This is a genomic window from Cytophaga aurantiaca DSM 3654, assembly GCF_000379725.1.
Lineage (GTDB): Bacteria > Bacteroidota > Bacteroidia > Cytophagales > Cytophagaceae > Cytophaga > Cytophaga aurantiaca.
This window is the reverse complement of record NZ_KB903636.1, coordinates 1-14025: the sequence shown is the minus strand read 5'-3', so window position 1 is coordinate 14025 and position 14025 is coordinate 1. Positions and strand designations below refer to the sequence as shown.

Sequence of the window (14025 nt, the reverse complement as noted above, 5' to 3'; positions counted from 1 at the left end):
AATTAATTAGTATCTTGATAGATAATGAAAAAAGAAATTTTACATATCAAAAATATGGTTTGTCCACGGTGCATCACATCGGTAGAAGATATTTTGCATGGCTTGAATGTATCTTTTGAAAAAGTTGAATTAGGAGATGCGCTATTAAATGAAACATTGTCAGCTGATAAAATTTCTGCATTGAAAGATAAATTATCGAAGCAAGGTTTTGAATTGTTAGAAGATAAAAAAGAAAAAATCGTTGAAGCAGTAAAAACACATATTATCCAACTCATTAAAAATTCTTCGTCCGATCATTCAACAAAATTATCTTCTTATTTATCAAAGGAACTTGGTTATGATTATTCACACATCAGTTCAATCTTCACAGCCAGCCAAGGTGTTACTATTGAAAAATACGTCATCCTTCAAAAGATCGAATATGTAAAAGAATTGTTGTCGTACAATGAATTAACGCTTTCAGAAATTTCAGATAAATTACATTACAGCAGTCTTGCAGCGCTTTCAGCCCAGTTCAAAAGTATTACAGGAACGACTCCATCACAATTTAAACTTTTAACAGATCAAGGAAGAAAATCATTAGATAATCTTATTCAATGATTCTATAAATCTTTTCCTATTTTTTATAACAGTTTTTTATCATTCAAGATCTATCTTTGTTATGTAACAAAGAAAATAAAACTATGAAAACGTTCCAGTTTAAAACCAACATCAATTGTACAAGCTGTATAGCTACTGTTAGTCCGGAACTAAGTTTCAAAGAAAAAATCAAGGATTGGAGTATTGATGTTACTAGCCCGGATAAAACATTAACCATTACGACCGATTACAGCGAGAGCGAAGTTAAAGAGATTCTGGAAAAGGTAGGCTATAAAGCGGAAGCGCTTAATGCCTAGTGCGAAATGCTTAAAGCTTAGCATCTCTTCTCTTGGTCATTTATATTAAACATCAATTTCGTCTACAAGAAACAAAAAGCTTTTAGCTTTCCGCTTCAAGCATTAAGCAAAAATATGATACATACCTATACCGTAACAGGAATGTCTTGCTCTGGTTGCTCAGCCAGTGTTGAAAAAGCATTAAATAATTTAGATGAAGTAAATAATGTTACCGTTGATCTTAAAAAATCAGAAGCAACGATTGAAATGACTTCACACATTCCATTAGAAAAATTACAAGAAACCTTACTAACAGCTGGATTACATTATACCATTGAAGAACCAAACCAAGCGAGCGCTTCAGGTAAAAAAGAAAGTCATACACATAGGCTCAAAAAAACAGTACAACCTGGTAATGGTATTTATTATTGTCCGATGCATTGCGAAGGCGATAAAACATACGACAAGCCTGGAGACTGCCCTGTTTGCGGTATGGATTTAGTAGAACAACCACGTCTTGTGTCTAAGCAACAATACACCTGCTCCATGCATCCGGAGGTAATTAAAGACGAACCCGGCGCGTGCCCGATTTGCGGTATGGATCTTATACCTCTGGAACCAAGTGAACGTGCGGAGGATAAAACGTACAACGAGCTTACTCGGAAAATGAAAATAGCCATTGCTTTTGCAGTGCCTGTTTTTATTATTTCTATGAGTGAAATGATACACAACAATCCTTTGTCAAAATTGTTTGATATGCAAGTTTGGAATTGGATACAATTGATATTAACTGTACCTATTGTATTTTATTCCTGTTGGATGTTTTTTATTCGTGCATGGAAATCCATCATCACATGGAATCTGAATATGTTTACACTTGTAGGTATTGGTTCTGGCGTAGCCTTTTTGTTTAGTATTGTTGGTTTGATCTTTCCTGATTTTTTTCCAAATGAATTCAAAACGCACGATGGCAGTGTTCATCTCTATTTTGAAGCCGTAGCTGTTATCTTAACATTGGTATTATTAGGACAACTACTGGAAGCTCGTGCTCACAGTCAAACCAGTGGTGCAATAAAAGCATTACTCAAGATGGCACCTTCTGAAGCTACATTAGTTCAAAATGGCGAAGACAAAATTGTATCCATTCATAACATTACTGTTGGGAATCTATTACGTGTAAAACCGGGTGATAAAATTCCTGTTGATGGATTAATTAAAGAAGGTAACAGCAGTATAGATGAATCCATGATTACTGGAGAACCCATTCCCGTTGATAAAAAAGAAGGTGACAACGTTAGTGCTGGAACTATAAATGGTAACAAGTCATTTATAATGGAGGCACAAAAAGTTGGTGCTGACACATTGCTTTCACAGATCATTCAAATGGTTAATAATGCAAGCCGTTCGCGTGCACCGATACAAAAATTAGCAGATGTAATTGCCAAATATTTTGTACCCATTGTAATATCGGTTGCCGTAATCACATTTGCAATTTGGTCGATCTGGGGACCAGAGCCAGCATACGTCTATGGTTTTGTAAACGCCATTGCAGTTTTAATTATTGCCTGTCCATGTGCATTAGGCTTAGCAACACCTATGTCAGTAATGGTTGGAATTGGAAAAGGTGCTCAAGAGGGAATCCTTATTAAAAATGCAGAGGCATTAGAGACCATGAACAAAGTGAATGTTTTAATCACAGATAAAACAGGCACTATCACCGAAGGAAAACCATCTGTAAATAAAATATTTGCTACTGAAGGAAATTTGGAAGAAGACTTATTGCAACTCGTTGCATCATTGAACCAATATAGTGAACATCCCCTGGCAACTGCTGTAACAAAATATGCAAAAGAAAAAGGAATAACATTTATTGATGCAAAAGATTTTGAAGCACTGGCTGGTAAAGGAGTTACAGGGACTATCAACAATAAAAAAATCATCTTGGGGAATTTAAAACTCATGGAACAAATGCATGTTTCTATTCCCGATGCTTTAAATACATTTATTATTAATGAACAAAAATCAGGAAAGACTGTATCGTATATTTCAGTGAATGAAAAGGCTGTAGGTTATGTTGCCATTTCAGATGCAATAAAAGCAAGCAGTAAAAAAGCTATTGCCGCTTTAATTGAACAAGGTATAGAAGTCATCATGATGACGGGTGATAATAAAAATACTGCAGAAGCTGTAGCCGCTGAACTTCACTTAACAGATTTTAAAGCGGAGTGTTTGCCTGAAGATAAATTGAACTTGATAAAAAAGTTACAAGCTGAAGGGAAAATTGTTGCAATGGCCGGTGATGGCATCAACGATTCTCCAGCCTTGGCTCAAGCAGATGTTGGCATTGCAATGGGTACAGGAACAGATGTGGCAATAGAGAGTTCCGAAATAACTTTAGTGAAAGGTGATTTACAAGGTATCGTAAAAGCGAAAAAATTAAGTCATGCAGTAATGAAAAATATAAAGCAGAATCTTTTCTTTGCATTTATCTACAATACAATTGGGGTGCCGATTGCCGCTGGGATTTTATTTCCAGTATTTGGTTTATTGCTTTCACCAATGATTGCTGCTGCTGCAATGAGTTTGAGTTCAGTATCTGTAATCGCGAATGCATTAAGATTGAAACAAACATCTTTGGATTCTTAAAATAATATCCCTCTGTATCAGCCAATTTGCCCAACAAATAGTTTTAAGTAAACTTGTTGGGCTTTTTTTATGTTCAGTTTTTATTCAGAAGTTCGTTTTAAATTCGGAAAGAATAAATTCTATGCCATTGTTGGTGTTCTGCCTGAGAAAATAAATAGTAAAGATAGGCTGTATAGCAGAGTCATCAACAAGAGGTGTGGCCAAGGATATAGTGGTTGGCTGAAAAGGCACAACCACGGCAGAATTGAAAAACCGTCTGACAACGTGTAGAATATTTTCACATATATTTCTTATCTTAGTTAAAATCAATACGATTAATTTTAGTACGCATTAATGAAAAGTGAATCAACCTATAAGGCAGCGCGCATCGTCGCTGAATCTGTAGAAACAATTTTTTCGAACCATCTTGAAAGAGCTACTCTTTTAGGAGAAACGAATTTAGCTTCTGTCCCAAATGCTTCCATCATTGAATCATTTATAGACGTTGGATTCTGGACGAGCTTACGTCATGAAGAAGGGCGCTCGCCACGGATTTCGTTGGCATATCTTACACCCGAGCAAGCAGGCACACCGATCATATTTGCACAGCCAATTCCGTTTACACCAAAAACATTAACCAAACTTTCTCCGGGTTACGAACGCGCAGGGATTCACCTGGGCGTCTGGCATAAGGACAACGCTCTGTATGTATGGGGAGCTACACTTACGATACCCAACTGCTGTTTTGTTTTAGATATTTCTGAAGCCGGTCAGGTTGTTATTAAGCACAGACGTATTGATGGTTTCGGTAAATTTTCAAACATTGCTGTATTGGCAGGCGATGAAATTAAAATTGTTGACGAACAGAATTCAACAAATGGTTCGTGTCCAAAGATCATAAGTTCTTTACTGGACTTCACATCTGTTGCATCACGACACGATACCGTAAACGTAATGCTGCAGCTTGCTGTATCGATGCGTGCGCACAAACGCGGTGGCACCTTACTTGTTGTTCCCTCACAAACAAAAGAATGGCGGGACTCTATCAGTCATCCCTTGCATTATGCGATCAAACCGGCCTTTTCGGGTTTGGCGGACTTAATTAATAAAAATGAAATTGACAATTCCATTCCGAATTGGCAGGCCGTGCTTTCAAAAGAGGTGGACATTATCGGTGGACTTACAGCTATTGATGGCGCAACGATCATTAATGATGAATATAAATTATTAGCCTTCGGAGAAAAAATTGTTCAACGTGTAGGTCAACCGATCATTGATAAAGTAATTGAAACCGAACCGATAAAAGAAAATAAACCAACGATTGTCTTCCCATCTAAAACTGGAGGAACAAGACATTTATCCGCTGCACAGTTTGTGCAAGATCAGAACAATGCAATTGCATTGGTAGCTTCACAGGATGGGCGCTTTACTGTATTTGCCTGGTCACAAAAAGATCAACTGGTACAGGCGCATCGCATTGATACGTTGTTGTTATAATGTTGTTTTATATGGGACTTTGCAGTAGTTAGTATTTGTCTGATTGGCGCAATGATTATTTTATTTGCTCCGAGATGGTTAACATATTTTACATTCTGCATACCATCGTTCAGGTACTATTGTAGAGATACCAGTTACAATTCGTCGGACCACAAAAAAGTGGTCTGACGAATGTTCTCAATCAAACAGCTAATAAGATGGATTAGTATCGCAGAGAATGGTTGATTAACTAAAACGCATTTTTTGTTCTTAACAATAAAATATTTATCTTTTATATACGTCTCTAATTCAGACAACAAATCATTTAGTTAATCTTCTTTCACTTATGAAAATAAAAGCAATCATCACAGGTGCCACGGGTATGGTAGGCGAAGGCGTTATGCACGAATGTTTACTTCATCCTGATGTGGAAGAAGTACTGCTCATCAATCGAAAACCTTCAGGATTTTCGCATCCGAAATTGAAAGAGATCATTCATTCCGATTTCTTGAACATCTCTTCCCTTGAAAATAGACTTTCCGGTTATAATGCCTGCTACTTTTGTTTAGGCGTTTCTTCTGTTGGAATGAATGAAGCCGATTATACAAAAATGACGTACATGCTTACCATGCATGTAGCAGAAGCACTCAGTAGATTAAACAGAGACATGACTTTTTGTTATGTTTCCGGTGCTTCTACAGACAGCACGGAGAAAGGCAAGTTGATGTGGGCACGTGTAAAAGGAAAAACAGAAAATGATCTGGCAAAACTTCCATTTAAAGAAGTTTACAATTTCAGACCCGGCTACATGCACCCTACTCCCGGTTTAAAAAATACAAATAAGTATTATAAATATTTGACATGGATGTATCCGCTTTTAAAAGTGACATTTAAAAACAGTGTATCCACATTAAAAGATCTTGGCATGGCAATGATCAACGTAACTATTTTCGGATACAATAAACAGATCCTCGAAGTGCCGGATATTAAAGTTCTTGCGAAACAGACAAGTTTTGTTAAATAAGCTTGATGATTAAACAAACTCTTCAAGGATTTAAAGCCCTTGGAGAGTTCATAATAAAATTCAAAACATAACATTCAAATGGAAAAAGTTTGGTTCATTACAGGTTGCTCAACCGGCTTCGGCCGGGCACTTGCAGAACATGTATTAAGCATTGGTCATAATGTAGTTGTAACAGCCAGAAATATTTCAGATATCAGTAATCTCATTGTTGGTCATGAAAGCAAGGCGCTGACATTATCATTGGATGTTACAAAACCAGATCAGATAACAGCTGCAGTAAACAAAGCTGTTGAACGTTTTGGTCGTATTGATGTATTGGTAAATAATGCAGGCATCGGATATTTTGGTGCGGTAGAAGAAAGCGAAGATGAATCCGTACGAAAAATGTTTGAAATAAATTTCTTTGGTTTAGGCAATATGACCAAAGCTGTTTTGCCTGTAATGCGCAAACAACGCAGCGGACATATTATAAATATTGCCTCTATCGGAGGTTTGGTTGCATTCCCTGCATTGGGTTATTACAATGCAAGCAAGTTTGCAGTAGATGGTTTGTCTGAAGCACTTTCGAAAGAAGTAGCGCACTTAGGCATACATGTTACGATCGTTGCACCAAGCGGCTTCCGTACCGATTGGGCAGGACGCTCTGCAGAGAATAGTAAAATCGTGATTGCAGATTATGCAGATACGGCAGGAGCAAATAAATCGTTCATTCGTGGGTATAGCGGCAATCAGCCAGGCGATCCAAATCGTGCGGCACAAGCAATTGTAAAAGCAGTTGAATCAAAAGAACCTCCGCTTCGTCTGCTTCTTGGTGCAGCGGCACTTAAAGGTGCAATGGCAAAAATAGATGTATTGAAAAAAGATTTTGATACCTGGAGTGAAACTACGGTGTGGGCAGATCATCCGAAGGAGAATTGATAGATTTTACTTATTTGTTTCAATTTCCATCAGTGCATAATTTAGTACTCTATCATAATTCGTTTTAAGATCATCGGGTTGAAGTTCTATCTCAACATCTGGTTTTATTCCTTTTGGATCGTATTGAAAATTGGGAGTTCTCATTTTGAATTGGATAAAAGGTATCCAGACTTTTGTTTGTGAATAAGGTAAAATAAACGCCTGCAGTCCAGCATTACTATAATTACTGCCTTGAGAATATTCTCCGTAAAATATTCCGATGCCTTTATCTCTCATAAGTGACAATACATGTCCTGTTGATGAAAAGGATCCTCCATTAATCAAAACATATATTTTCCCTTTAAGGGAATTAGGCTTTGGGTATTGTTTTTCAAATTGCCAGTTATATATCTCGTTGGTTTGGGTGTAAAGGTTTAATCCGTGTTTGGTTGTCGTTTTTGAAAAATCTACTTCTGGAATATATCTAGGGTATTCTGCTAAATATTTCCAATTTTTAGTGCTGTTGTATTTTATCCCAATGGAAGCGAAATAATAATACGGTTTACTTGATAAGTATGAAAATAAATAGTTAGCAAGTTCAGGTGCACCACCACCGTTACCCCGCAAATCAAGTATCAGATTCGTTATTTTAAGGTCGTACATTTTATTGAAAATGGAATCCAATTTTTCTTCAGCAGCCTTCCTGTCTTTTTGAATATATCCATTGCTAAACGATCGTACTTTCAAAATAACTGTTGAATCATTTTTAAATTCTACTGATAATGGTTCTTGATTAACAAGCGTATTTTTTTTGAATGTGCCATATTCGACACCTTTCAGCTTTATAGTTTTAATTTTGCCCGGTTCTTCTTCGTATTCTATTTCGAAACTTTCAGACTTATCAAAATAAAGAAAGTAATAAGCAGGAAAGTATTTTAATTGAGTATTTATTACCGTTTCATTTTCTCCTTCATGGGCCAGATACTTTTGTATTACTCCAACAATTGTATCCATTTTTTCTCCATTAATTTTTAAAATTTTATAACCTGTAAGGCTCTTATCATCAGTGCCGGATTTATTTAAATAGTATGCACCTTTAATTTTATATATGCTGTATGGAAATAGTAATTCATCGTTTAGTAACAGGCCCATATTACGTCCATCAACCACCGTATGTCCATCTTTAATTTTTGCAAGTAAAGCTGTTGTGAGTTTATAATATTCTGTAATTGACAAGTCCGATTGAATGGTATTTTTTAGACTGTCATAATAGTTGTCAAATTCCGGTTTGGTGCAAAACATATATTGCCCCGTATGAATGGTATTTATCAAGTTGTACAGCGTAGCAAATTCTATCTTAATACTATCACGGTTTAATGTCTTATTAAATAATAATGGGTTTTCTAATTCTTTTTTAGGTGCATATAAAAAACTGAAAAGCAAAAGAAGATGTATCAAAATTTTTATCATTTTTCTTATGATTAATTTATAAGATCACAAATTAAATTTTTATAACCTGTATTAAAGAAGTGTTACAACTACGCAAATTAGTAAACTGATTTTTAAAAATATTTTCATATTGAATAAGATTTAACTCTAATTTAAATATTATGAATCTTTCTGTTTTAATTCTGTGCTCAATCAAACCTTATGCTGCTGCTTAAAATTTTATTAGCCTTTATCTCAATACCTGAACCCAACCATTATGTATAGTTTTATTTTTATACGTTATTGCAAAATAGTATAGCCCATCAGAGACAGTATCGCCGTAACAAAACCACACATGACTTCACCTGTTCTGGGGGCTTGATGACCCAAAGAAATATAGGTTGAAAAACAGTTTGCAAAGCAGGTTATTGGCGCCAGAGTACTGTATATATCAGTTGTTCCGCCGGTGGGCAATATCCAATCCTGCATTGTATCACTAAAATTTGATGCAGGCGGCATCATCCAACTACAAGGCGTAAAATTTGTATTTTCAAAACTCGGATTCGGAACTAAGTTTTGACTCTTTACTTGAAATAGAACAAAGAAGAATAAAAGAAACAGTTGATTTTTTGAGCGTAACATTGTTAGTGCTTTAAAAGACAAAAAACATTTTTTGATTGATACACTTCTTCTTTACTTTTTACATTAGCATCACAAACCACGTAGCTTTACAGTCAATAAATCTCAACATTTACTTTACGGCAATTTAGCAAGGAACACATTTATGGAATTAATTAATATTTGAGGTTGATCCAACATCACCATATGTCCTGAATTCGGAATGCTTACATGTGTAAAATCAGTTACCCCGCTTTTTAACGTTTCATGCGCAGCATACCACGCTTGTCGAAATGTAGCAGAGTATGAAGCATCAACACTCATTGCCGTTAAGACAACTACCGGCACATCCGGCAAATTCCCTACTGTCCCCATGTAGTCAACATCGTTTTTCCATTCTTTCGCTTCCAGTGTACCGCCATTAGTTGGCCCCCACGCAGTAAGCCACGAATTGTAAAACGCATCTTCATCTGCTTGAGTTAATTGACTGCAGTCTTCGTGTGAAGGATCTACAAATACCAAACCCGCAACTCGCGTTGGATTTTTAATGGCGTAATCTCTTATAATAAATCCACCTAACGAATGTCCAATGAGTACTACCTTTCGGCCATTTGCAAACGCATCAATAACTGAACCCAATTCGCTTTGTAAGCGGGAAATGTCTCTTGGATCAGGTCCTCTTTCCGATTGCCCATGGCTTGCTCTATCGTAAGAAACAACATCCATACTATCACTCGTTTTTACTGCTATATTGCTGTTATTCCAAATACTATGATCATCGCCGAGTCCAGCTTCAAAAACAACTAAATATTTTGAATTTTTAATTACAGAGAATGCAGCCAATTTATGGGTTCCTAAATCAACTAGCGATGACTTTAAAACAACGGGCTTAGTAACAGGATGAATATTGGTTGGTCTACAAGCATTGGTAGAAAAAAGTAATACTATTATCCCAATTATGGAATTCAATTTTAAATACATTTTCATGTTGAATACGGTTAAGATTGCAAAGCAAGCTACCCAAATTCTTATCCAAAGAGTTTTCAGTTTTAAAATTTGACTTTACAGTTTGCCTAAACCGGTTTGAAAAAATCAAAAAAACATTTACAATTTAAAAAATGGATTAATTTTTAAATTCTCCGGGTGCCTGATTCACAAGTTCCTTAAAAACCCGATTAAAGCTGGATGGAGAATTAAAACCGGTTTTATATGCTATTTCAGAGATCGAATACGAAGAGTTTTTTAGATAGAGTTTCGCCGCTTCGATTCGTGTGTGATTTAAAAAAGATTTAAATGACATCCCTACCTGCTCTTTTAAAATCTCTCCGATCTTATATTCGGGAACATTCAGGTGATTGGCCAAGTCGATCGCTTTTAACTCACTGTTTGAATAATTCTCTGATATATATGTATGGATCTGGCTTTTTAAATCTGCTTTCTTTGTTTCAAACTCAAAATCATCGGAATATTTTATCGTCAGTTGGATCCTCTTCTGTTTTTGATACACTATAATATGTATACCAAAGAACAGAACCAAAACAGTTCCGGAAAAAATCACTAGTATTAGGTATAAGCCACTATAGTCACCTACTAATGAAAGTTTCGTAATTTTAAATATCCTTTCTTTGCCGATAGTATGACCCACATCACTAAAAATAGATGTATAGCCAACTGAATCTTTATCCCAGGATTTAATATCGGATTCAGATTTTTTATTATCTGTATACCACCATTCCGGAATCGTTGTAAAACTATTGAATGGTATTTCCAGATTATTTTTGCCTTTTTCTACCGGATAAACATGATGATATAATGGAAATGAATTTCTAATTATTGAATCGCTCATTCCTTCTTTAAAATTATAAATGCGAATTGCCAAACGTTGTTTTTCTTTAACAGTGATCTGCAATTCCAGTTTATAATTTTTTAAACTATAAAATGTACTGTCCGCTTTTCTAAAATGAATTCCTGCATAAGGATACAGCATACCTCTTTTCAAGCAAGATCTATATGTAATTTCATCGTTTGTTCTGGAGATAAATTCGCATTCTGAATGGCCGCCATCCCAAGCATCTGAATACGTTTCAATTAAGAATTCCTTTGAATTCAATAGATCTATGGTCTCTTTTTTTTGAAAAAAGAAACTAACAACACAAGTTATCAGCAAAAATAAAACAACCGCTAAAAACTGAATATGAAATTGTTTTTTACTAAAATACTCCTTCAACGGATTGTTATGCATTAAAGCAATTTTTTAAATTCTAAATCAAATTGCAACTTAATTTAGAATTTAAAAAATTATATCTGTAAAAGGTTCCTTCAAAAATACTACAGATTCTTTTACATGCCATTACCCAATTGCATTTGCTACGATTCTTGTATATGATATGACAGGAAATAAATTGTACGATAGGAAAAATGTTACTCTTTCAACAAACATACAAATTGATCTGGCTCCATACAAAGAAGGAAATTACCTGATCTATATTTATGAAGAAGCCTGAGTCAATTCGTCTGACCACAAAAAAGTGGTCGGACGAATTATTTTAACAGAGCTGCCAACTCTTCAAATATTTCTTTTCCTTCATTTTTGTTATACCACTTTTGCAATTCAATTTTCATGGTTTCAAAGTCTGCATGTTCTGCTTTGAGTTTGTCATATATCACCTGACAGCCTGCTGGTCTTGGTCCCCAGGTTGCAAGATCTTCACCTGAAGTATTTCGAACAATTAATTTAGGAATGGATTTCCCTCCCTTTGTTAAATATTCATTGATACGAAAAGGCGCTGAATCTCGAAGTTCATAATCTACAGCAATTAACGGATTTTGCTGAGCAATCATATGTAAAAATGGAACAACATGTGCCGCATCCCCACACCAAGGCTCAGTAATAATAATCCATGTTTGAGGCTTCTTTATTCCAGCAACCACTTCTTTTATTTCCTGCGATAAGACCCCATGTTTCAGCCAACGGTTCATGCGCGACCAATTCAGCTTTAGGTAATTAAAATAATCCGGATTATCGTAGGGAGCAGGTGGTGTTGGATTATCAAGTATGGATTCGAAGTAGTTCAGATAAGCTTGGAAATTCATGATCTATCAGAAATTATTTTATAGACCTCTAACCCGGAAATGCATAAAGTAGTTCCAATGAATATTACTCTTCCCCTGCAAATAAGCTCAAAATATCACTTACTTTATCTGCATCATTTGATTCAACAAAATACATCACGTCTCCATTCACACTCCACTTAGCTGTTGGCAAACAAGGCAATTCATTTGCTTTGCCAATTCGATTTGCATCGTGATAAGAATCACAGAACAGAATACAAATTGTTACGGGTTCTTTTGATTCAACGGAAATAAACTTGCAGCCATCGTTTATCTGATCGGAGTTTTTCCAGTTGCGCCAATCAAAGTGAACTTCAACAAGTTCTTCTTTTACACGATTTAAAAAATATTCCATGCGTTTTGCATTGTTGTGTGTAATGGAAAGAGAGATCTTATTTTTCATAGCCGAATGTATTAACAAATTATATGAATCAATTCTTTTACATATTACGCATAACGTTTATAAAACAAAAATCCTTCGTTCTTTCAAACGAAGGATTTTTGGTCATAGCTAGAATCAGCTATATGTATTTCAAGATTTTATTTTATCACCGTGATCTTTTTTCTGAATATAGATGAGCCATCTGTAATAATAAGAACATATGTTCCATCTGTCAGATTGCTTACATCAAGGCGTGCTCCACTTGCATTTACATACGATAAAAGTTGAACTTCTTCACCCAATACATTGATCACTCTGATCTCAGCATTTGAAAGATCTGTATCCGTTTCAATGTATACATCTGCATTGCATGGATTCGGATAGATCGTTGCTGTTATTGAATTTGAATTTGATACTCCCGTACTGGTAGTGCTAGTAACTGTTACCGGAGCAGAAGTTGTAATGCCGCCATGACTGTCGGTTACACGCACCGTGATTACATGTGTACCTGCACCAGGTGTCGTCCAGTCGAAACTGTATGGAGCCGTTGTACTTGATCCGATCACCGTATTACCATCCAGATATTCAACCGCTATGATGGTACCATCCGGATCTGAAATGTCTGCTGAAATCGTAATTGTTCCTGAGATTGTTGCGTTGGCTACCGGTGAAGTAATCGTAATCACTGAAGGCTGATTCGCTGCTGAGTTTACATCCGTTGCAAGGGAAGTAGCTTTACAATTATTTCCATTTGTTACTTCAACGGTATAAGTACCTGCTGCTGTTGCCGTGTACGATGAGGCAGTACCAACCTGCGTAGAACCCTTAAACCATTTGTATGTTAATCCAGATCCCGTATTTGCATTCAACGTTACACTTCCGCCTGATGGAATGCTTGTAGAACCTGAAGCGGTGATCGTTGCAGTTGGTAAAGCATTTACCGTTACTGTGATCGCTGCTCTTGAACTTTCACAGCCGTTTGTCTGAGATACATAATATGTTGTTGTTCCAGTTGCAGCTGTTGAAGGAACAGGTGCAGATGCCAGCGCCGTTGTTGTGGTATTATCTGCATACCATTTCAATCCTATACCCGTTGCTGTTAATGCTGTTGCTGTTTCATTGAGGCAGTAGTTAACAGGACTAACTGTTGGTGCTGCACCAGTAGCATTTATTGTCACAACTGTTGCAGACGAAGTAGCTTTACAGTTACTCGCATTTGTAACTTCTACGGTGTATGAACCGGCGGTTGTTGCCGTATAGCTTGCTGCTGTTCCAACCTGTGTGCTTCCATTTTTCCAGATATATGAAGAACCAGAACTTGCAGTTAATATTACACTTCCACCTGAACAGAAAGTTGTTGCACCACCTGCTGTGATTGCTGCTGTTGGTAAAGCATTTACCGTTACAGTAATTTGTGCTCTTGCACTTTCACAACCGTTTGTTTGAGATACATAATAGCTTGTTGTNCCCGTTGCAGATGTTGAAGGAATCGGTGCAGATGCCAGCGCTGTTGTTGTCGTGTTATCTGCATACCATTTCAATCCTGTACCTGTTGCTGTTAATGCTGTTGCTGTTTCATTCAGACAGTA

The 14025-nt window shown here is 36.3% G+C and carries 13 protein-coding genes; 6 read left to right on the top strand and 7 right to left on the bottom strand.

What is annotated here, in order from left to right; genetic code table 11:
* Positions 1-24 precede the first annotated feature (24 nt).
* The 6 genes from A3EE_RS0109745 (at position 25) to A3EE_RS0109715 (ending at position 6918) form a co-directional block, all read left to right on the top strand.
* Positions 25-600, top strand: a complete 576-nt coding sequence (locus A3EE_RS0109745) for an AraC family transcriptional regulator (RefSeq protein ID WP_018343257.1) — start codon at positions 25-27, stop codon at positions 598-600.
* An 83-nt stretch (positions 601-683) separates the two neighbouring features.
* Complete coding sequence (locus A3EE_RS0109740; protein WP_018343256.1) at positions 684-896, top strand: heavy-metal-associated domain-containing protein; 213 nt, start codon at positions 684-686, stop codon at positions 894-896.
* A gap of 114 nt (positions 897-1010) precedes the next feature.
* Positions 1011-3521, top strand: a complete 2511-nt coding sequence (locus A3EE_RS0109735; RefSeq protein WP_018343255.1) for a heavy metal translocating P-type ATPase — start codon at positions 1011-1013, stop codon at positions 3519-3521.
* A 333-nt stretch (positions 3522-3854) separates the two neighbouring features.
* Positions 3855-4997, top strand: a complete 1143-nt coding sequence (locus A3EE_RS0109725) for a putative sensor domain DACNV-containing protein (protein WP_018343253.1) — start codon at positions 3855-3857, stop codon at positions 4995-4997.
* A gap of 325 nt (positions 4998-5322) precedes the next feature.
* Complete coding sequence (locus A3EE_RS0109720; protein ID WP_018343252.1) at positions 5323-6000, top strand: NAD-dependent epimerase/dehydratase family protein; 678 nt, start codon at positions 5323-5325, stop codon at positions 5998-6000.
* 78 nt (positions 6001-6078) lie between these two features.
* On the top strand, positions 6079-6918 hold the full coding sequence (locus tag A3EE_RS0109715) for an oxidoreductase (protein ID WP_018343251.1): 840 nt from the start codon (positions 6079-6081) through the stop codon (positions 6916-6918).
* 6 nt (positions 6919-6924) lie between these two features.
* Here A3EE_RS0109715 and A3EE_RS0109710 read toward each other — a convergent pair whose 3' ends face one another.
* The 7 genes from A3EE_RS0109710 to A3EE_RS0109675 form a co-directional block, all read right to left on the bottom strand.
* Positions 6925-8133, bottom strand: coding sequence for a S41 family peptidase (locus A3EE_RS0109710; protein WP_211208927.1), 1209 nt, complete (start codon positions 8131-8133; stop codon positions 6925-6927).
* A 492-nt stretch (positions 8134-8625) separates the two neighbouring features.
* A complete protein-coding gene (locus tag A3EE_RS0109705; RefSeq protein ID WP_018343249.1) occupies positions 8626-8967 on the bottom strand; it encodes a hypothetical protein in 342 nt (113 codons plus the stop codon).
* A gap of 114 nt (positions 8968-9081) precedes the next feature.
* Entirely contained in the window at positions 9082-9930 is an 849-nt protein-coding gene (locus A3EE_RS0109700; protein WP_018343248.1) for an alpha/beta fold hydrolase, read from the bottom strand.
* Between the two features lie 136 nt (positions 9931-10066).
* Positions 10067-11185, bottom strand: a complete 1119-nt coding sequence (locus tag A3EE_RS0109695) for a helix-turn-helix transcriptional regulator (protein ID WP_018343247.1) — start codon at positions 11183-11185, stop codon at positions 10067-10069.
* Between the two features lie 299 nt (positions 11186-11484).
* Positions 11485-12036, bottom strand: coding sequence for a thioredoxin family protein (locus A3EE_RS0109685; RefSeq protein ID WP_018343245.1), 552 nt, complete (start codon positions 12034-12036; stop codon positions 11485-11487).
* A gap of 64 nt (positions 12037-12100) precedes the next feature.
* The gene (locus A3EE_RS0109680; protein WP_018343244.1) at positions 12101-12457 is read right to left on the bottom strand and encodes a hypothetical protein; all 357 of its coding nucleotides are present in this window, start codon (positions 12455-12457) and stop codon (positions 12101-12103) included.
* A gap of 137 nt (positions 12458-12594) precedes the next feature.
* On the bottom strand, positions 12595-14025 hold a 1431-nt coding region (locus A3EE_RS0109675), incomplete at its 5' end, for an Ig-like domain-containing protein (protein ID WP_018343243.1).

Excerpts from the sequence above, each read along its gene's own strand:
- A3EE_RS0109745 (WP_018343257.1), top strand. The coding sequence starts at position 25 with ATGAAAAAAGAAATTTTACATATCAAAAATATGGTTTGTCCACGGTGC.
- A3EE_RS0109725 (WP_018343253.1), top strand. The coding sequence starts at position 3,855 with ATGAAAAGTGAATCAACCTATAAGGCAGCGCGCATCGTCGCTGAATCT.
- A3EE_RS0109685 (WP_018343245.1), bottom strand. The coding sequence starts at position 12,036 with ATGAATTTCCAAGCTTATCTGAACTACTTCGAATCCATACTTGATAAT.
- A3EE_RS0109705 (WP_018343249.1), bottom strand. The coding sequence starts at position 8,967 with ATGTTACGCTCAAAAAATCAACTGTTTCTTTTATTCTTCTTTGTTCTA.
- A3EE_RS0109695 (WP_018343247.1), bottom strand. The coding sequence starts at position 11,185 with ATGCATAACAATCCGTTGAAGGAGTATTTTAGTAAAAAACAATTTCAT.
- A3EE_RS0109720 (WP_018343252.1), top strand. The coding sequence starts at position 5,323 with ATGAAAATAAAAGCAATCATCACAGGTGCCACGGGTATGGTAGGCGAA.
- A3EE_RS0109715 (WP_018343251.1), top strand. The coding sequence starts at position 6,079 with ATGGAAAAAGTTTGGTTCATTACAGGTTGCTCAACCGGCTTCGGCCGG.
- A3EE_RS0109735 (WP_018343255.1), top strand. The coding sequence starts at position 1,011 with ATGATACATACCTATACCGTAACAGGAATGTCTTGCTCTGGTTGCTCA.
- A3EE_RS0109680 (WP_018343244.1), bottom strand. The coding sequence starts at position 12,457 with ATGAAAAATAAGATCTCTCTTTCCATTACACACAACAATGCAAAACGC.
- A3EE_RS0109700 (WP_018343248.1), bottom strand. The coding sequence starts at position 9,930 with ATGAAAATGTATTTAAAATTGAATTCCATAATTGGGATAATAGTATTA.
- A3EE_RS0109740 (WP_018343256.1), top strand. The coding sequence starts at position 684 with ATGAAAACGTTCCAGTTTAAAACCAACATCAATTGTACAAGCTGTATA.